Origin of the sequence: Actinomyces johnsonii (assembly GCF_006546835.1) — a bacterium.
Lineage (GTDB): Bacteria > Actinomycetota > Actinomycetes > Actinomycetales > Actinomycetaceae > Actinomyces > Actinomyces johnsonii.
In genome coordinates this window covers 74,247-92,415 of sequence record NZ_VICB01000023.1, presented here as the reverse complement: position 1 = coordinate 92,415, position 18,169 = coordinate 74,247, and the positions used below count along the sequence as shown (strand labels likewise).

16 protein-coding genes and 1 tRNA gene are annotated in these 18,169 nt (G+C 65.3%); 4 read left to right on the top strand and 13 right to left on the bottom strand.

Annotated elements, in window-relative coordinates; genetic code table 11:
* Nucleotides 1-306 (top strand): hypothetical protein (locus FK256_RS14460; RefSeq protein WP_211343576.1); only part of this gene is annotated, 306 nt, incomplete at its 5' end.
* A gap of 423 nt (nucleotides 307-729) precedes the next feature.
* On the opposite strand, the gene ppgK is transcribed toward FK256_RS14460, so the two are convergent.
* The 3 genes from ppgK to FK256_RS12830 all read right to left on the bottom strand — a co-directional run bounded on the left by ppgK (nucleotide 730) and on the right by FK256_RS12830 (nucleotide 5,053).
* Nucleotides 730-1,503 (bottom strand): polyphosphate--glucose phosphotransferase, encoded by a 774-nt coding sequence (gene ppgK, locus FK256_RS12840; RefSeq protein WP_039894666.1) that lies wholly within the window; start codon nucleotides 1,501-1,503, stop codon nucleotides 730-732.
* Nucleotides 1,504-1,618: 115 nt separating this feature from the next.
* On the bottom strand, nucleotides 1,619-3,613 hold the full coding sequence (locus tag FK256_RS12835) for an OPT family oligopeptide transporter (RefSeq protein ID WP_021607244.1): 1,995 nt from the start codon (nucleotides 3,611-3,613) through the stop codon (nucleotides 1,619-1,621).
* A gap of 210 nt (nucleotides 3,614-3,823) precedes the next feature.
* Complete coding sequence (locus tag FK256_RS12830) at nucleotides 3,824-5,053, bottom strand: MFS transporter (protein ID WP_141425012.1); 1,230 nt, start codon at nucleotides 5,051-5,053, stop codon at nucleotides 3,824-3,826.
* A gap of 118 nt (nucleotides 5,054-5,171) precedes the next feature.
* Between FK256_RS12830 and FK256_RS12825 the strand changes: the two genes are divergently transcribed.
* The 3 genes from FK256_RS12825 to FK256_RS12815 all read left to right on the top strand — a co-directional run bounded on the left by FK256_RS12825 (nucleotide 5,172) and on the right by FK256_RS12815 (nucleotide 7,177).
* Nucleotides 5,172-5,498: an ArsR/SmtB family transcription factor gene (locus FK256_RS12825; protein WP_141425011.1), complete on the top strand. Its 327-nt coding sequence runs from the start codon at nucleotides 5,172-5,174 to the stop codon at nucleotides 5,496-5,498.
* A gap of 64 nt (nucleotides 5,499-5,562) precedes the next feature.
* The gene (locus FK256_RS12820) at nucleotides 5,563-6,159 is read left to right on the top strand and encodes a TetR/AcrR family transcriptional regulator (RefSeq protein ID WP_141425010.1); all 597 of its coding nucleotides are present in this window, start codon (nucleotides 5,563-5,565) and stop codon (nucleotides 6,157-6,159) included.
* 133 nt (nucleotides 6,160-6,292) lie between these two features.
* Nucleotides 6,293-7,177 carry an SDR family oxidoreductase gene (locus FK256_RS12815; protein WP_141425009.1) on the top strand — a complete coding sequence of 295 codons (885 nt, stop codon included), beginning with the start codon at nucleotides 6,293-6,295 and terminating at the stop codon, nucleotides 7,175-7,177.
* 20 nt (nucleotides 7,178-7,197) lie between these two features.
* Here FK256_RS12815 and FK256_RS12810 read toward each other — a convergent pair whose 3' ends face one another.
* The 10 genes from FK256_RS12810 to FK256_RS12760 all read right to left on the bottom strand — a co-directional run bounded on the left by FK256_RS12810 (nucleotide 7,198) and on the right by FK256_RS12760 (nucleotide 18,140).
* On the bottom strand, nucleotides 7,198-8,712 hold the full coding sequence (locus tag FK256_RS12810) for a glycosyltransferase family 2 protein (protein ID WP_141425008.1): 1,515 nt from the start codon (nucleotides 8,710-8,712) through the stop codon (nucleotides 7,198-7,200).
* A 52-nt stretch (nucleotides 8,713-8,764) separates the two neighbouring features.
* Nucleotides 8,765-10,051, bottom strand: coding sequence for a polysaccharide deacetylase family protein (locus FK256_RS12805; RefSeq protein ID WP_141425007.1), 1,287 nt, complete (start codon nucleotides 10,049-10,051; stop codon nucleotides 8,765-8,767).
* 325 nt (nucleotides 10,052-10,376) lie between these two features.
* Complete coding sequence (locus FK256_RS12800) at nucleotides 10,377-11,366, bottom strand: HEAT repeat domain-containing protein (RefSeq protein ID WP_141425006.1); 990 nt, start codon at nucleotides 11,364-11,366, stop codon at nucleotides 10,377-10,379.
* Nucleotides 11,360-12,094 carry a HEAT repeat domain-containing protein gene (locus tag FK256_RS12795; RefSeq protein WP_141425005.1) on the bottom strand — a complete coding sequence of 245 codons (735 nt, stop codon included), beginning with the start codon at nucleotides 12,092-12,094 and terminating at the stop codon, nucleotides 11,360-11,362. The genes FK256_RS12800 and FK256_RS12795 overlap by 7 nt, the downstream gene beginning before the upstream one ends.
* Nucleotides 12,095-12,187: 93 nt before the next feature.
* Nucleotides 12,188-12,436, bottom strand: coding sequence for a hypothetical protein (locus tag FK256_RS14455; RefSeq protein ID WP_197274129.1), 249 nt, complete (start codon nucleotides 12,434-12,436; stop codon nucleotides 12,188-12,190).
* A gap of 189 nt (nucleotides 12,437-12,625) precedes the next feature.
* Nucleotides 12,626-14,998 carry an FtsX-like permease family protein gene (locus FK256_RS12780; protein WP_141425004.1) on the bottom strand — a complete coding sequence of 791 codons (2,373 nt, stop codon included), beginning with the start codon at nucleotides 14,996-14,998 and terminating at the stop codon, nucleotides 12,626-12,628.
* A complete protein-coding gene (locus FK256_RS12775; RefSeq protein WP_021607232.1) occupies nucleotides 14,995-15,699 on the bottom strand; it encodes an ABC transporter ATP-binding protein in 705 nt (234 codons plus the stop codon). Before FK256_RS12775 ends, FK256_RS12780 begins: the two co-directional genes overlap by 4 nt.
* A gap of 35 nt (nucleotides 15,700-15,734) precedes the next feature.
* Nucleotides 15,735-16,052, bottom strand: coding sequence for a hypothetical protein (locus FK256_RS12770; RefSeq protein ID WP_141425003.1), 318 nt, complete (start codon nucleotides 16,050-16,052; stop codon nucleotides 15,735-15,737).
* A gap of 424 nt (nucleotides 16,053-16,476) precedes the next feature.
* Nucleotides 16,477-16,552 (bottom strand) — tRNA-Ala (locus FK256_RS12765).
* Nucleotides 16,553-16,676: 124 nt separating this feature from the next.
* Entirely contained in the window at nucleotides 16,677-18,140 is a 1,464-nt protein-coding gene (locus tag FK256_RS12760) for a hypothetical protein (RefSeq protein WP_244936445.1), read from the bottom strand.
* Between the last annotated feature and the right edge of the window lie 29 nt (nucleotides 18,141-18,169).

Sequence of the window (18,169 nt, the reverse complement as noted above, 5' to 3'; positions counted from 1 at the left end):
AAAGCCCAGAAAACCAGACCACATAGCCCAACCCAACCCCAAGCAAAACCCAGAGCCAGGCAAACCAAAAACAAACAGCCCCAAGAAACCACACAAACACGCAGCCCCCCAGAACCAAATGGCATAAAAAACATGACACACTATCGAGTTCTCAAACAACACACCCAGCGAGATATCCACAAGGAATATTCCCTGCTTGCCTCTCGAAGGCGACCGGATTATGATAAGCAGATCGGCGTTCCAGATTCAAATTCGGATCGCGTGACCCTGATCTCTGAACTTTATCTGCTTTTATCGCATCGATGAGCTTGCGCCCGTCGACCTGACGTTTCAGCCATCCGGAGCCGCCGTCGAACCGTCCGGTTGCGTCGGCAGCGAGGAGTACTATAGCCAGACGATGACGCACGCTGTCAAATAGTTTTACAATGACCTACGTCACAGCTTACGCGTCCGTCTACTCTGGCCGGTTTCCCGCGCTATAGCGCGCCGGTCCACCCCGTCTCGGTCTCGTCTGAGTCCGCTCTCGATTCTTATCCGAGCTTACGGATGCACCATGCCTGTGCGGATCGCCCATAACACCGCCTGGAGACGATCCCGGGATCCGGTCTTCTGCAGGAGCCCTGTCAGGTGGTACTTGATGATCGTCGGCTCGACATACATCAAACTCTCAGCCTCCCCTTCGACAGCACAGCCGACGCCGCCCCACGCGGCACCGACTCACGCGGGCGCTCAGGAGGTGCGTGTGCGGGAGGCCTGATAGGCGGCCCCGACGATGCCGGCGGTGTTGAGCAGCTGGGCCGGGACGATCGGGGTCTTGAGATCGAGCAGCGGCAGGTACTTCTCGTGTTTGCGGGAGACTCCGCCGCCGACGACGAACAGGTCCGGGGAGAAGAGCATCTCCACGTGGGCGTAGTAGCGCTGGAGACGTTTGGCCCATTTCTTCCAGGACAGGTCCTGGGCGGTGCGCTGGCCGGCGGAGGCCTGGCTCTCAGCGTCGTACCCGTCGATCTCCAGGTGCCCGAGCTCGGTATTGGGGACCAGGGTCCCGTCGACGATGACGGCCGAGCCGATCCCGGTGCCCAGGGTGGTGACGATGATGGTTCCGGGCACGTCTTTGGCGGCGCCGAAGGCAACCTCGGCCAGGCCCGCGGCGTCGGCGTCGTTGAGGCCGGTGACCGGTCGACCCAGGTGCTCGCGCATGAGCTCGGTGAGGTTGACGCCCGTCCAGGACTTGTCGAGGTTGGCCATGAACGGGACGGTACCGTGGACGATCGGAGCGGGCAGGGCCACGCCGACCGGGACGTCGTCGCCCACCTGAAGCTGTTCGAGGAGCTGGCGGCACACCCCCGCGATTGCCTCAGGCGTGGCCTCCTCGGGGGTGTCGATGCGGACGCGTTCGCCGATGAACGTGCCCGTGGTCAGGTCGACCAGGGCGCTCTTGACGCCTGACCCGCCGATGTCGATCCCGCATGCCACTGATGTTGTCGGTGCTGTCGAAGTCATGAGGTCCTCCTGGTACTACGCGTCCTCGCGGCCGCCGCCCAGCCTAGTGCAGGGACGGCGGTCGCGAGGACGGTCGGAGAAAGATCGACGTCGTTTCCGGAGGAATCCGGCAGCCTCAATCGCGAGTGCTCTCCTGGCGGGCGCCCCGGTAGAGGTACCACAGGGTGGCGACGAACAGCACTACGCCTACCCAGGGGGCGACACCGGCGAAACCCTCGGGCATGATGGCCAGCGGGTCCTCCTTGCCACCGAAGGCCACGACGATACCGGCATAGATGACGCCGGCGAGGCTCTCACCGACGATGAGGCCGGTGGCCATGAGCGTGCCCATGCGCTTGGCCCGCTCGGGGTTGGCGGTGCGCTGAGCCCAGCGGTCGTAGAGGTGTCCCAAAGCAGCACCGATCGGGATCATGACGGTGACACTGGTGGGCAGGTACATGCCCATGCCGACGGCGAGCGGCGGCAGGAAGTACTTGCTGTTGCGCCGCAGGATCTCGTCGATGGCGATGATGACGGCGCCAATGAGGGCGCCCAGCCCCAGTAGGCTCCAGTTGAGGTCGCCGCCGAGGACGCCCTGAACGAGGTGCTTGATGAGGTTCGCCTGGGGCGCGGCCAGAGCGTCGGCACCGGCGCCCGGGGCGCCGGCGAAGCCGAAGGCCCCCTGCATGAGGCTGAGGACCGGCGGGATGACGATGGCGCCGAAGACGACACCAATGACGAGGGCCACCTGCTGCTTCCACGGGGTGGAGTCGACGAGCTGGCCAGTCTTGAGGTCCTGGAGGTTGTCGTTGGAGATGGTGGCCACGCCGAAGACAACGGCGGTGACGAACAGGGTGTAAGCCACCAGGGTGCGAACGTCGTTGGACGAGGAGCTACTGGCGATGGTGCGCACGAGCGCCGCCGCGGAGACGGCCACGAGGATGCCGACGCCGGAGATCGGCGAGTTGGAAGAGCCGATGAGGCCGGCCATGTAGCCGCAGACCGAGGCGACGACCAGGCCGGTCAGCAGAATGAACAGGATGGAGGCGATGATGAGTCCGACCGTGTGGTGGGCCATGGGGGTCCCGTGCAGGAAGAGCCACAGGAGCACACCGATGGGCAGCATGGAGCCGACGGTGACACCGATGACCGTCTTCATCGACAGGTCGCGCTCAGTCAGGGGGATCTCCTCGCCAGCGTCGCGCTTGGCACTGGAGGCCAGGGATTCGCGGATGCCGGAGACGATGGGGCCCAGGATCTTCAGGAAGGTCCAGATGGCGGCAATGGCGATGGCCCCGGCGCCCACGATGCGCACCTCACTGGCGAAGGTGGTGCTCACGAAGTCCGCGAGGTCCGGGGCGGAGGCGGCACCGCCCCAGGTGCGCACCGGAAGCAGCACGCCGTAGGAGATGAGTAGGCCGACGATCATGGCGATGCCGACACCGATGCCGACCAGGTGGCCCACACCGGCCAGGGCCAGGGACAGGGAGGTGCTCATCATGGTGGCACCGGCGCCGACCCGGAAGACCCCGGAGATATCGACGCTGATGGCCTTGAGGGCGTTGAGGAAGTAGAGGGCGGCGGAGGCGATGGAGCCGCGCACGATGACGCCCAGCCCACGCCCGGACTCCTCGGCGCCCTCGCTGGTGTCGCCCACGCGGAGGACCTCGGCGCCGGCTACGCCCTCGGGGTAGGGCAGGTCGGAGCTGGTCACGAGCGCGCGCCGCAACGGGATCGAGTAGGTGACGCCAAGGATGCCGCCCAGGATGATGACGAGGACCGTCTGAAGGTAGGGGAAGCCGGTCCACCAGCCCACGATGATGAGTCCAGGCAGGACGAAGATAATGGCGGACAGCGTCCCGGCCGCCGAGGCGATCGTCTGGACGATGTTGTTCTCCTGGATCGTGTGATCGGAGAAGCGACGCAGGATCGCCATGGAGATGACGGCGGCCGGGATGGAGGTGGCGAAGGTCAGACCCACCTTGAGGCCGAGGTAGACGTTCGCCGCGGTGAAGACGAGCGTGATGACGCCGCCGATGACGATGCCGCGAATTGTCAGCTCCTTGACCGGACTGGCCCCTGAGCTGGACGGTTCCGCCGCAGCGGAGCCGGTTGAGGATGTTGTGGACATGGTGAGATCTCTCGATGTCGGGATGATTCCGGTGGGAGAGTAGCACTTTGTCCAATAACGATTGTTAACGGTCTATTCAATGCAGGACAAATCAGCCCTCCCTCTCACCCTCCCCCACTCCACAACAACCAAAACTTCATAGACGACCCGGAACCGTGTCTTCTATGAAGTTTCGGTCGAAGTTAAGGAGCGCGACACGCAACGGCCGGCTCACTCGGAGGTCAGGGCGCCGGCACCCCTGTAGATAGCGACGGCCAGGAGGAAGGCTGCGACAGTGACGACGCTGGGCCCCCAAAAACCGGGGACGCGGGTCAGGAGCCCGCCGCCGATGGCGCCGGCGATCGTGGCACCCAGGTACATCGCGGTATTGGACAGCGAGGAGACGGTTCCCCGGGCCTGGCCGGCGTGAGCCTGAAGCTGCCCCATGAGGACGGGCAGGAGGAAACCGGCTACGACCAGGGCCGCGGCGAAGGCGACGACGGCGCCCCACATGGTGGGCATGATGACGGCCATAGCAGCGGCCAGGAGGTAGAAGGCACCCTGAGCGAGGATGCCGGCCCACAGTGACCGCTGCTCACCGACCCTTGCTACGAGCCGTGGGCCGAGCAGCGATCCCAGCGCGGTTCCCAGGCCGATCAGCATCATGGCCTTCCCGATAGTGGTCTGCGAGGCGCCGAAGTCCTTGGCCAGCCAGGAGCCGATGAAGGAGAACGAGGCATAGTTGCCGGTCTGGAACACGAGGTAGGCGAGGAGCGACCACCGCAGCACCCGAGAGCCGAGAACCCTTCGGTAGGAGCCGACGACGTCAGCAGGCTCCCCCACCGGCCGCACATGGGGGAATGAGAGGAAGAGGAGTCCCCACAGGACGACACTGACCGCCGCGACCACGAAGAACGGCAGCTGCCACCCTCTGACTGACAGGTATGAGCCGACCGGTACGCCGGCCACCTGTGCAACCGCCAGTCCCGCAGTCGCGTAGCCCATGACCTTGATGATGGATGGCCGGGGCACCGTCACCGGGATGGAGGCCCAGATCTGGGAGCTGACGAAGGCTGCGCTCACGCCGGCCAGGAACCGGGCGGCGACCATGCTCCAGAAGCTCCAGGCCAGGCCGCAGGCGCAGGTGAAGACGGCGAAAGCCGCCAGTCCATGGAGGATGACCCGACGTCGGTCATGGCGGTCCGAGACAGGACCGGCTACAAGGGCGAACAACGCGTACCCCAGGGCGTAGGCGGACACCAGCCAGCCGGCCTGGGACAGCGGGACGTCGAGCTCGCGCTGGAGCAGGGGCAGCAGGGGCGCGACAAGGAAGGTGTCGGTCCCGATGACGAACATGGTGAAGAAGGACAGCCAGCCCATGATCGAGACGCGACCACCTTTCGACGACGCCCTCTCGTCATCCACGGACACGCGCGATGAGCCACTAGCCTCTTCAGTCATCTCAAACCTCCTTAGTTCGATGTTTGACGTACTAAGAATTGTACGAGACGCTTTCCTTTGTCAACTTCGTCCGCACGACGCCGAGGCGAGGACTGAGACAGAGAGGCGGGGACGAACCGTGAAGGACAGGGAGCTCTTCCACCCTGAGGCGGGCGACATCTCCCTGGACGCGATCCTGGGCGCCCTGTCAGATCCCATCCGCCGCGACGTCCTGCGCCGGATCGCCGATGAGGGCGCCCTGTACTGCGGGGACCTGAGCTACGACGTCGTCAAGTCCACGATGTCGCACCACTTCCGGGTGTTGCGCGAGTCGGGGCTCATGCATACCGAGCGCGAGGGCAAGCACCGACGCATCACCCGGCGCGACAACGTCATCGAGCAACGCTTTCCGGGACTGCTGGCCGCCGTCGGCCTACCCGCCGGCAATGGGCAGTGGCAGGACTGACGACCGCCCGGGCGAGTACCCTGACGGCGCAAGGACGAGCCGCCAGCAACCTGCGAGGTGAGAGATGGCCAGGCCGCGCAAGCCGATCGATCCGCCCCGACGTCGCCGCTTGATGCGGACGGCGCGCACGATGTTTGCGCTCCACGGATACAACGGCACTGCATTGAGCGACATCCTCTCCGCCGCGGAGTTCCCTCGCAGCTCCTTCTACTACTTCTTCACCGACAAGGCGACACTCTTCGACGCGGCATTCTCCGACGGACTGACCCTGCTCGCCGAGCGAGTGAGCCCACCCAATCCTGCGGCGCTGACCACTGAGTCCTTCTGGCCCGAGATCTTCACCTTCTTCGATGAGCTGGCGGCGGCCGGAGGCGACGAGGACACAGCAACGATCGCGACGCTCTTCCACATGCGGGATGCCCCACCGAGCGCCTCAAGCGCCGATTTCGAGAGGTCCGCCCGGGCCTGGTGCCAGCAGATCGTGCACACGGGTCGCGAGCAGGGCGTACTCGACTTGGACATTCCCGAGGACTTGTATGTCGAGCTGGTGTGGAACGTTGCCGTCACACTCGATCGGTGGTTGGCCTCGCAGGCCGGCAAGGGTGCAGATGCTCGCGAGCTGGTGCACACCCTCCTGACACGCCTGTTCGGGGCGCCATAGCATCCCTTCCCCGCCTGACCACTGCCGCAGGAACCGACAGCACCCCGTGTTTGTGGACAGTGTTGTCCACAAATGACTACCATGACTGTTACCCACCGTTCACTGCCACAACGAGGTTCAGGAGGAATGCGAGATGGCGAGCGTTCTTGTCGCCGGGGCGACCGGGTACCTCGGCCGGTACGTGGTCGCCGAACTTCACAGCCGCGGGCACCTCGTTCGGGCCGTGGCGCGGGACCGGGATCGCGCCTGCAGGGAGGGGCCCTGGGGCTCGCCGTCATTGGACGGCCTGGTGGACGAGTGGGCTCTCGGGAGCGTCACCGATCCTCGCTTCACCCGGGAACTCGCAGCCGACGTCGAGCATGTTGTCTCGGCTCTGGGGGTGACCCGCCAGAAGGCCGACCCGTGGCAGATCGACAACCTCGCCAACCTGGCGATCCTGAACTCGGCGCTGAAGCACGCCGAATCCTTCACCTACATCAATACCCTGGGCGGCGATCGCTGCCCCGCCCGGCTGACACGAGCGAAGTCGGCATTCGCGCAGACACTCTCGGTGGCAGAGATCAGTTCTCAGATCATCAATCCGCCGGCCTACTTCTCCGACATGATGGAGGTGCTGGCGATGGCCAGGCGCGGCTTGGTGACGGCGCTGAGCCCGACAGCGCGGATCAACCCGATCCACGGGGCGGACCTGGCGGCCTACGTCGTTGACCGAATGGAGAAGGGGGCTTCCGGCACGTGGGACATCGGCGGGCCGGATGTGCTCACCTGGCGACAGGTGGCCCAGCTGGCGTTCCGCGCCGTCGGCACACGACCACGCATCGCCGCGGTGCCCACCTGGATGCTGCCACCGGCGCTGAGGCTGACGGCGCTGTTCAGCCCGCGCCTGGCCGACATCGCCCAGTTCATGTCCTGGAACATGATGCGCGACTGCGTGGCCCCGACGACGGGCACCCACCACCTCGCGGACTTCTATCGCCAGGCCTCCATAGCCGGCGCGCCGGACAGGGAGACTTCCTGATCGCGAGGCCGCCGGTCGACTCACTGCGAAGTGACCTCGACCTGCTGACGAGTGTTCCACCCCATTTTGCCGCTGGTGATCATCCCCCAGACCCGCAGAGGGCGCAGGATCAGCGCGGACCAGAGCGTCGCCACCGGAGACAGGATGAGGCTGGCGCATCTCTCGGAGACGGTGGTGTCCGAGCGCCACACGGTGATGTACCGCGACCCCTGCGCCAGCCCGATCGCAAGAGGCACCAGCAGCACCGTCGGGGGAATGCCGTGACCGACGACAAGCGGACGCCAGAGCACTAGGTAGACGAAGACCGAGATCACCAGCCAGATCTGCATCCAACCGGTTGCCTGCCGCCACCACCCCCAGGAGAGAACCGGCAGGAAGCGGATACGCCAGAGCCCGCGAATGAAGGAGCCGCGGAACCAACGCTCCTGTTGCCGGTAATGGTGGCTCCACCGGTCGGGCATCCATGCGAAGGCGAAGGCCGAGGGCTGCTGGACGGTCCTGCCGTGCAGCAGCGCGAAGAGGGTCAGCATAGAGTCGTCCGAGAACTCCACATGCCGCCCCAGGAAGTTCTCCTTCATGTAGGTATCGATGTTCTCAGCCAGGATGGAGCACCGGTAGGCGGCCAAGCCACCGGAGTTGACCATCACCGAGCCGAGCTTCGACATGAAGGAGCGGTCGACGAGCTGCTGTCCAACGAAGATCACGTCGGTCACACGTGCCAGCAGATTCTCCCGGTTGTTGATCGCCAGGATGACGCCTGCGACCGACATGACCCGCGAATCGCTGAAGGGCTGGACGATCTCATGGAGGGCCTCGGCGTCGAGCATGGAGTCGGAGTCGACGGTCACGAACAGGTCGGCGTCGCGAATCTTCCTGAAACCATGGATCTGAGCATGACGCTTGCCCTCATTGGGAGTCCGTTGCCATGTGGCGTAGATGCGGGCCACCGCCGCCTGACGGATGAACCAGTCCCGCTCTTCCAGATAGGCACCCTGGGTGGAGCCGTCGTCGACGACGTGGATCTCGGCCGGCGGAGAGCTCTGATTCAACAGGGCGGAGAGCATCTGAATCACGACGTCAGGATCCTCGTTGTAGAGCGGAACGAGCACGGCGACTCGATACACCTCGCCGCCACCGATCATGCGCCCTTCGAAGCCGACCAGCACCAGCTGCACGGCGACGATCACGAAGAGGACATCGAAGGTCCATACGACCCACGTATCCAGAACATGGTGACGGCTCACCAGCACGCGCCAGCACAACCACCCCACCACGCCGAGGACTACCAGGATGGCTGGCAGGGGCCCGCTGGCCCCTGTGAGCGCCCGGGGCAGCCCGGTCGCATCGGCCGATCGCTGAGCTTCATCCGTGGTCGTCACCGGAGCGCGCACAGTGACCACCCCGCCGCAGCCTTTGCCGCGGCCCCGTACCGCCCTGAGCCGCATCCCGCGCTTGAACAACGCCTTGACCGCCCCGCAGGCCAGAAGGATGAGAAGGCAGACGAGCGTGACGAAGAATCCGAATGACCAGGACAAGCGTCAGTCTTTCCATGTCGAAGGACTTACTCGGAGCGGGAGCGGCGGTGCCTCAGTCCGGGGCAGGGGCGAACGACTGACTGCGCATGACCTCCGGAACCGTCTTGACGGGCAGGCCGGAGTCCGCCACCTGCTTCATGAACCGCTTGAAGCTGGCCGCCTTCACCGACTCGGGAGCGTCGTCAGGATCCTTGTCAACGCGGTGGAAGACCATATGGGTCCAGCAGCGGTGCTCCTGACACCGAGCCAGGGCCCGCTCGACCTGAGACTCGGTGGTGTAGGAGCCGCAGTAGAAGACGCGGAGCCGGTACGGATCCCCCGGCGCGAGGGTCTCCGGGGCGACGTCGATGGTGCGCAGCGAGTCGAAGTAGCTCTGGGAGGTGCGCAGCACGAGGTCGTTGTACCGCCCCATGGGCAGGGCGAAGTGGGCAGCACCCTCGGGGTATCCGTGCTCGAGGAGGAAGGACCTGATCGTCTCGAACTCCTTGCGCATCCTGGCCTCGTCGAGCGTGGTGAGGTCGGTGGAGGCGTGGGCGGCGATGTCCCAGCCGTGAACCTCTCGCATCTCAGCGAGCTGGTCGGCGCTCATACGGCCCGGCAGCCCGACCTTGTCGGCGATGACATAGGAGGTTGCCGCGGGGATGCCGTACCCCTGCATGATGCCCCGGGCCGTGTCGTAGTCGCTGTCGTAGCCGTCGTCGAAGGAGATGGAGACGATACCGCTGTCGGCCGAGGGTAGGGTCGCCAGGTAGCCGAGCCACAGCCGGCTCGGTGCCGAGTCGGAGGCGGGGACAACCTTCAGGCGCACCCTGGTCACCCGATCTAACTGGGGGCGACCGACGACGGCGCGCTCGGCGGCCCGGTTGACGGTCACCCGGCACCAGGTACTGGTGCGCAGCGTTCGCATGTCGGGAGCAACGTCCAGGCGCAGACAGTCCTCGCCTTCCCCGCCGAGCTCGAGCAGGATGCTCGCGACCTGTCGGTAGTCCTCGACGCGGAGCCACAGATCCCACTGGCAGTCGGTCATGTCGGTGCCCGAGAGTGCCAGGTCGGCGCTGGTGGGGCGATCGGGGTCACCGGTGGTGGTGACTTCCAGCGACTGGGTCCCGTGGGAGTGGGTGGAGGTGTCCGGCCGTATGGACCCGGCCTCGGAGGAGTGGACCCAGGCACGCGGGTCCTGCATATCTGACAGCACCTCTGACGGCGCCGAGGGAGGACCGGCGGCCGGCGCTGCTGGGAAGACGGGAGAGGCATGGGCCGTGAGCTGCATTGCCTCAGGTAAAAGCGTGCTCGAGGCAACCAAGGCGAGACCGCCCATCAGAAAGTTCCGACGCCTCATCCGATCATGCTGCGGCAAGATGTTTCTCCAGTTAACAGTCCATGCGGTCAGTTTCTGTTCCAGGGTACGCACCGGATCGCCATCACCGCATACAAAAGTCGTATAAGCGTCACACCAGTCGACGACCACAACATGTCAGACATCCAGAGATCCGCACGAATCCGCGCAGTTCCGCCGATCAGCACCAATCGTATGTGAGCGAGATCACTGCACTGTTGTAGGAAACTGCGAATCCTCCGTCGACTACCCGCCATTGAGCCTGAACCACGAAGAAGCCCGGCCACACGCCATCGATACGTCCTCGATGGCTCCGCTCGTTCAGGACTCAGGCGAAGACCGAGGCGAGGCGGGCGACGGCGGGGTCGGAGTCGCGGGTCAACCGGAGAAGCGCCTCTCCGGCGGCAGCGACCGGGAGCTCGATGAGAGCCTGAGTCAGACGCAGTCGTACGGCGGTCCCGGCGGTGGGCGCGGCGAGCTCGTCGGTCAGAGCATTGACAATCCAGGACGCACGCTCATCGTCGTGGCACAGCGCTCCCAGCACCTCCGCCGCCTCCACATCGTGGGCGCCTTCGACCACCATCGCGACAAGGACGGGGACGGCCTCGGTCATACCGCATCGCCCCAGCGCCAGAGCGGCGCAATCGCGCACGACCGCGTCGGGGTCGTCGAGGGCCTGTGTGAGCACGACGGCGGCGCCCGGCGCCTCGGGCACCTCAGAGATCGCCCGAACCGCGCGCCGTCGAACATCCGTATCCTCTGCGCGAGCACCGGCGCGCAGCGCCGCCACCGCATCACCGCCAGATCGGGCGATGGCCCAGCGCAGCGCACCCGCGACATCCGGCTCGGACTCGCTCAGAAGCGCTTCGGCCAGCAGTTCGACGGGGACCGGTGCTCCCGCAGATCGGATCAGAACGGCCTGCTGCCTGCGTGCGGCACTTTCCGAGTCAAGGTCTCGCATCAGGTCAATGACGCGCAGGACATCGCGCCAGTCGGCAGGCGCGGAGGCGTCAATGGCCCGGAGCCGGTCGAGCAGCTCGCGCTCCTGGGCCAGACGCTCCTCAGTGCACCGGATGAGGTCAACGACGAGCGCGGCGGGCGTCAGGTCCGGGTCTTCCAGAGCGCGCCCCACCTGCTTGAGCGACAGCCCCATGGATCGAAGGCTCTCCACCTGGAAGATTCTGCGGACATCCTCGGCGGAGTAGTCGCGGTAGCCGGCGCTGGTGCGGCCTATCGGCCGCACCAGACCCAGAGCCTCATAGTGCCGGAGCATCCGGGCGCTCACTCCACAGGACCGGGCCGCATCGCCGATCAGCACTCCATCGCCTCCTGCACCCCCACGGAGTCATCCCCCGCAGATTCAGCTCTTGTCACGCTAGTATCCGGCTCCTCCGCGCTTGGCGCCCCCGGTGTGAGCATCAGCCTCGCCTCGGAGATGGCCTCCTCAAAACCTCTCTCAGGGTCCTGCCGAAGCAGCTCGGTGGCACGGGCGTGCGCAGCCACCTTCGGATCGAGACTCTGCGCAGCCTTCTCCAGGACGGGGTCGGCGAACTCGCCGAGGTCGATCAGCGCCCGGCTCAGGCTCAGCTGAACGCTGCGGTCTCCGCGACCGAGCTGGCGCGTCAGCTCCTCGGCCAGAGACACCTTCTCGTCCTCCGAAACGAGGACGACGGCGGTGCGCCAGGCGGTCCGCGCGATCCCGTCGTCCGGATCGCCGAGCATCTCACGGGTGATCCAGGGCCAGACGCTCTTGTCCCCGATTTTGGAGAGTGTGTGCAGGGCCTGACTGCGGGCCTGGTTGCACCCAGAGTCGAGCTCCCGGTGGAGGCGAGGCAGAACGATCTCCGGCGGCATGCGGGTAAGCGCCCAGGAGAGCATGTCCCGAACGAAGAAGTCCGGCTCGATCGCACACCGCTCGACGAGCAACTCCGTGTAGTCGGCGTCGGCTCCGGACCCGATGGCCAGGGCCGCCTGCAGACGGATCGAAGAACTCTCAGCGCTCAAGGCATTCGCGACGCGGAAGTCCTGCGGGGTTGTACGGGTCATCGGGACCACCTCCTGCTCCCAAGGAAAGGCCTTGTCACGATGTCAAGGTCAAGTCGCCCCGGCGGCCGACACGCATCCGGACGATGGCCGAGCCTACGGCCGCAGCCGGTCGATGCCAGCCTCGATCATTCGCAGGGCCTGCCACCTGAAGCCGGGGTCGAGGTTGATGAGCAGATGGATAGAGAGCCCGTCCACCAGCCCCGTCTCTGCCTCGATATCGAGGTCCGGCCACGACCTCCTGACCGACTTCGCCTGGCACAGCGGGCTATTCGCCGCAGCGGCAGCCACCACGTGGGTGGCGCGCAGTGGACTGCTACCGGATGGTACGGACGTGTTCCGCAATCACGACACCCGACTCGAAGCTTCGACAACTCACCAGATCAAAGTTCTGCACGACGGTCCCAGCGGCACTACCTCAATCTCAATCAATGAACCGTCGGTGGCTGAGGGCGCTAACGCCACCTGCTAATCGCAGGCCGGGCACCGTAGAACCGTCAACAAAGCTCGTTGCAAAACTACTCCTTACTCATATCAACCGATTCCTCGCTCGCGGTTCCCTGGATCGCTGGCGCGCAGCACCCACTGGGCCAATGGCAGCGCGGCGAGCGGTAGGAGGATGAGTCCGGGCAAGAACGTCACCAGGAATGGTTGAGCCGACAGGTGGGTGTCGATATTGAACCAGGTATCCGAGATACGCTCGTTGAGCAGCCGCGAAACCAGCCAGGCGACGGGGAAGGCGATCACGATGCCGGCTAGCCCGAGCAGTGACGCCTCCATGACCACAGTGCTGCGAATCGCTCCGTTGCGGAAACCGAGCAAACTGAGCAGTGAGTACTCGCGTCTTCGTTCCAGGATCGTATAGCCAAGACACGCCCCCACGAACAACAGCGCCACCGCGATGCTTGTTAGGGCACCGAGCCACAGCAGGGCTGTGATCTGGGAGGACGACGCGACGATCAGCTTGACTATCTCATCCTTGCTCAAAGCCTGCTGCACCCCCGATTCGGAGTTCAGTGCAGCGGTGGTCGCTGCAATCGCGCCGGGCGAGGCCTTGACCAGCACGCCCGAGAACAGGTTGCTTCCAGTGAGCGAGCTCGCGAACTCCAACGTCGAGCGAACCTCACCGGGCAACGCAGACGACATGATCCCCACTACTTGGGCCTCGTGCTTGGTTCCGGTTGCATCCACCGTGAGGACATCGCCCGGCTCAAGTGCCAACCGGTGAGCGAGTCCGGCCTCGATGACCACGCCATCCAGATTGGACTCGGAGATGTCAGAACCTTCGATAAGAGCGACCTTGTGCCAAGTGTTCTGCGGGTCGAAGCCGCCGACCATCAGGTTTTCGATGGCTGAACCGTTGGTCGCTTGGGCCACCGTCTTGATGATCGGGGTCCACTCGCTCACGCCGGCCTCCGCCATGAGGGCTGCCGCCTGAGCGTCTGCCTGTGGTTGGACGAAGTCGACAGTCAAGTCCCACTCGTTGCCGTCAACGGCTGACCGAGAAGTGGCGATCACCGAGGAATACGACAGGGAATAGGCCGCCGTCAGGCCAAAGCCGATCGCGATGGCCAACACGGTCAGGGCAGACACCCACGGGTTGCGCTGAACGTTTCTGACTGAAAGTCGGGTTGTGGTGCTCGACACCAGAGTCCCCAGCCAGGCCCCTCTGATGCGGCCGCCGCGACCGGTGTCGACGGTGCGGGTCATCGCATCGCGCGGCGACATCCGGAAGATCCCTGCAAAGGCAAGCGCTGCGCCGAGCCCGTAAACGACCAGGGTGCCAACACAACCGATGGCGATCACCACGGGGTCGAGGACAAATGGCACACTCGGCAACCCGACCGAGGATGCGAAGTTCTCCAGGAACGCACGTCCTACGAACACCGATCCCAGCAGACCCATGAGGATGGTCCAGGCGACCAGCCACATGTAGGGCAGGACATAGGCGCGGGCCACGGCGATGGGTTGATGACCCTGCACTAGTAGCACTGCGATGCTCTTGCGCTCCCGTGCAATCCACTGCGCCGACAGGAACATCGACACGAAGGCAGCCGACAACGCTCCCACCAGCACCATCAAGGGAATGACGACGCCGAAGACGTCAAGGTTCTTCTCGACATACTGGTAGGCGAACTGCTCTTCCCGCTCCATGGCGTAGGCCCCGGCCAAATGCTGTGCGGCGGCCGCATCGAGAACAGACTGCCGAGCGGCGTCGAGATCCTGTCCCGGTTCGAAGTTGAAGACCACGCTATTCACGCTCTGCGACGACGGGGGCAGGTAAACCACGCCCATGGAGTCCTTGGCGGAGATGAACAGGCTCGGGTTGAGCGGGGCGATGAGGAACTCGGGGTCTCGAACGATCCCGCGCACAGTCACGGTTCGCGTAGTGCCGCCGACCTCAATGTCCAGTGAGTCACCGACACCGACCGAGTGGTAGTGCGCCATGCCTTGGTCGATCAATGCACCTGACTCGTCGTCCCGCGTCAGAAGGGTCCCCTCAAGAGGCGTCAGAATGTTCAACCGAGCCCCTGCCCATACCGAATCGGAAGAGATTACGGTCAGCGCCAGGTCGTCGGCCCCGGTCAGCTTTGTGCGTCCGGGCAGGACTTGGCGGGACGCACTATCGGTCAGCCCGGGCAGCTCATCGAAGCGCGGCGCCGACTGGTTCGGTGCGGGGGTGAATCGCAGTTCCAAGTCTGCGAGTTGACCCGCAGAATACCAACTATCACGCGCCTTAGTGATGCTCGACAGCGCCGAGTACTCGCCAACCAGCATCGAGAAGGCCATGGACGCTACCGCAATCAACAGCATCAGCCGACCGACCATCGACCAGGCCGAGCCGAGGGCGAATTTCTGCAGCGAGGTGAGCGGAAGGACACGGGCCGGATTGTGAATCTGGATCATGAGCGACCAACCTCGATGGCGCCATCGCACATTTCCCAGGTCTCGGTGGCATAGCTGATAACGATTGGATCGTGGGTGGCGACGACGATCGTGGTGCCGATCTGCTGTTGCAACCGGGTCAGGCAGTCAAGCACCTGCGTCGCATTCTTGTGGTCAAGCGCACCAGTTGGCTCATCGGCCAGAATCACCGGAGGCTGCTTGACCATCGCCCGGGCGATCGAGACGCGCTGCTGCTCGCCACCGGACATCTGGGCGGGGAAGTTGCCGGCGAGGTGTGCGATCCCGACTGCGTCCAACATGTCCATCGCCTGCTCGCGCCGCTCAACAGCCGCTTTATTCAGCGGTTCGAGCGCTGCAGACACATTCTCCAAGGCGGTGAGGGTGGGCAGTAAGTTGAAGAACTGGAAGATGAAACCGATGGTGCTGGCCCGGAAGGCAGTGCGTTGTCCTCGCGACAAGGTTCCCAGGTCTGCCCCACTCACCTCGACCTTTCCTGAGTCAAACACCTCGATGCCACCCAGGATGTTGAGCAGGGTCGATTTGCCGCTACCCGAGACACCTCGCAGAGCAATGTAGCTGCCCCGCTCGGCAGTGAGCGAAACGTCGTCGAGCACCTTCAGGCCGTGGGTGGGCCCCGGGTACGTCTTAGTCAACGAACTGACACGGATGGTCCCGCGATCGGTTTCAACGGACGTGGTCATAGGGATGTTTCCTTCCATCGATCGCGGTTCGAAAATTATGGTATAAAACTGCACCACAACTCGCTATCCTCGCTGTGGAGGAAGTCCATGTTGGAGATGATGCGCAAGCAGGCGTCCTGGTGCTGATCTGCGATTGCCCGCGCCTCGGTGAGCGCCCCACGCTCCCGCATGATGCCGACCGCGTTTCGTAGCTCGCGCTGATCGGTCGTGCTTGCCCGCAGGATGCGGACCAGTTCCGCCGCCCGGTCGTCGGCATTGGCTATACTCGCGCCGATCTTGAACGGCATCCGATAGGTATAGGAAGTCGAGCGATGCAATACCGACTGCAGGTATTCGTTGGGATCGTGGGCCATGAACTCCCCGGATCACGTCCATGTCGAATGCAACGTCGCGACTCAGCACCGGCTGGTCGCGGAGCGTCACGGGCTCGATTCGGCCGAGCGGATGATGAATAGGGAATCGTGCCTGGGCTGGGGCGCCCGACGCGGCGAAAAGGACTGTGCAGCGTCTAGTTCCCCTCACCGCTCCACCCGATTCGGGTAAGGCGCGATCCGCAGGGTGAAGCCTAGGTGCTCAGTGGACTGCTACCGGATGGTGTGGACGTACTCCTCGATCACGACGCCGGACTCGAAGCTTCGACAACTCACCAGATCAAAGTTCTGCACCGACGATAAGTACCGCTCGCCCCGGCGAGGCGGTCGTGTCGGCGAGAGCCTGCTGTGGCAACGTCGAAAAAGGTCCGTCCCGCCATCTTCCTGGCGGGACGGACCTCTGAGGTGGTGGAGCTAGGGGGATTCGAACCCCCGACCTTCTCATTGCGAACGAGACGCGCTACCAACTGCGCCATAGCCCCAAGTGCGGATCGATCCTAGCACCGCTGCCAGGCGTCCTGGCAAGTTCGGTGGCGGTGAGCCCGCCCACCGCGCCAGACTCCCCAGAGCTGCCCGGGCGGGCAGCCGCACCACACGGCCCGACGATCACTCGCCGGCCGCGTGCCGCCCTTCGAGGATGGCGTCGAGGTCGATGGGGTGGAAGAGCTCTTCCTCATCGTCCTCCACCGGTGCCGGGACGTATGCACGGGCCGTCTGCGGGCGCGCGGGCACCGGCGCCGAGGTGCCCGGGTCGACCACCGGGTCGGCGTAGGAGCGCCGGGGTGCACGGGCCGCCAGAGTGTAGGTCGGTGCGGGCACGTGGACCGGCCGCCAGCCCTGAGGCGGGGTCGACGTCGTCGTCTCCTCCTGGGTCACCTCCTCGCCCTCGACGGACGCGCCGGCAGCGGGAGTCTGCGGGCCCTCGGCCGGGCAGGCCGACTCGGAGGCGGCCGGAGGAGCGACCTGCCGGCCATGTGCGGGAGCATCGGGGGCCGATGCCGAAGCCTCGTGCGTCTCCCGCGCGATCGCGCTGGCCTCGGCGAAGAGTTTCCCCCAGCCGACCAGACGGCGGGAGGGGGTCGAGGGAGATGAGGCGCCGACGTCCTGGGTACGCGATGAGCTCCTCTCGTCGTCGCGCGAGGTCGCATCGAGGACGGTATCGAGATCGGCATCGCTCGCTCCGGGGCGATCCGCCTCGGAATCCGTGCTGTAGGAGGGCCGAGCACCGGCGGTCTCAGCCGCCGATGCGGACGAGGGAGCGGCCGGGGACATGGTCTCGGTGGTGGTGTCGGCAGAAGCGGGGCCCGCGGTCTCCTGGGCCGACGTCGCGGAGCGGGCTGCCGCCCGCTGGGCACCTTCCCGAGCGAGCCGTTCCATGAACGGGTCCTGCGCGGCACGGGACTCGCCGGTGAGTGAGGCAGCGCTGGAGCTGTCGGCGCCGCTGGAGGCGCTGCGCGCACCGTCGACGACGGAACGGGGCGCGGCCACGACCGAGGCCGAGGAACGGCGACCGGTCAGGGTCACCAGGGTGTGCTCGATCTCGGCGATCCGACGCCGCTCGCGGCGGTCGGCCGCGGCGGAGGCCAACGCGGCGCGGCGGCCGGCCACCATCGAGACCCCGAGCAGGGCGGTGGGCAGCAGGGCGGGCCACCACGGCAGGGCCGTCACGAAGCCCAGTACCCAGGCACCCAGCGACACCCCAAGCAGAACGCAAGCGACGATCCCGCGGTGCGAGGCGGCGACCCGCCGGCGCTCGCGCCCCCGGGCGTGGACCTGACGGGCATGGTTGAGCTCGCGCTCCGTGCGCACAGCACGCACATTCCTCACAGCGGGCCTATTCATCACCCTCACCTCCGGTCGACGTCGAAAGAGCTCCGCATGCCCACTGCTCGCACAGGTGTTGCCGTGCTCGACGGCGGCGGCACCCGTGGCCAGGACGCGCAGCTCAGCAGAGTAGCGGTCCTGGACATTGGAGCGCCGCGCCATCTCGCGGCGCCCCACCAAATACGGAAGGAGGTACACGGAGAGAACCGTGATGAGGGCAATGACGGCCCAGATCTCGATTCCCACACCGTAACGGTAGGCGTGTCCACCCCCGT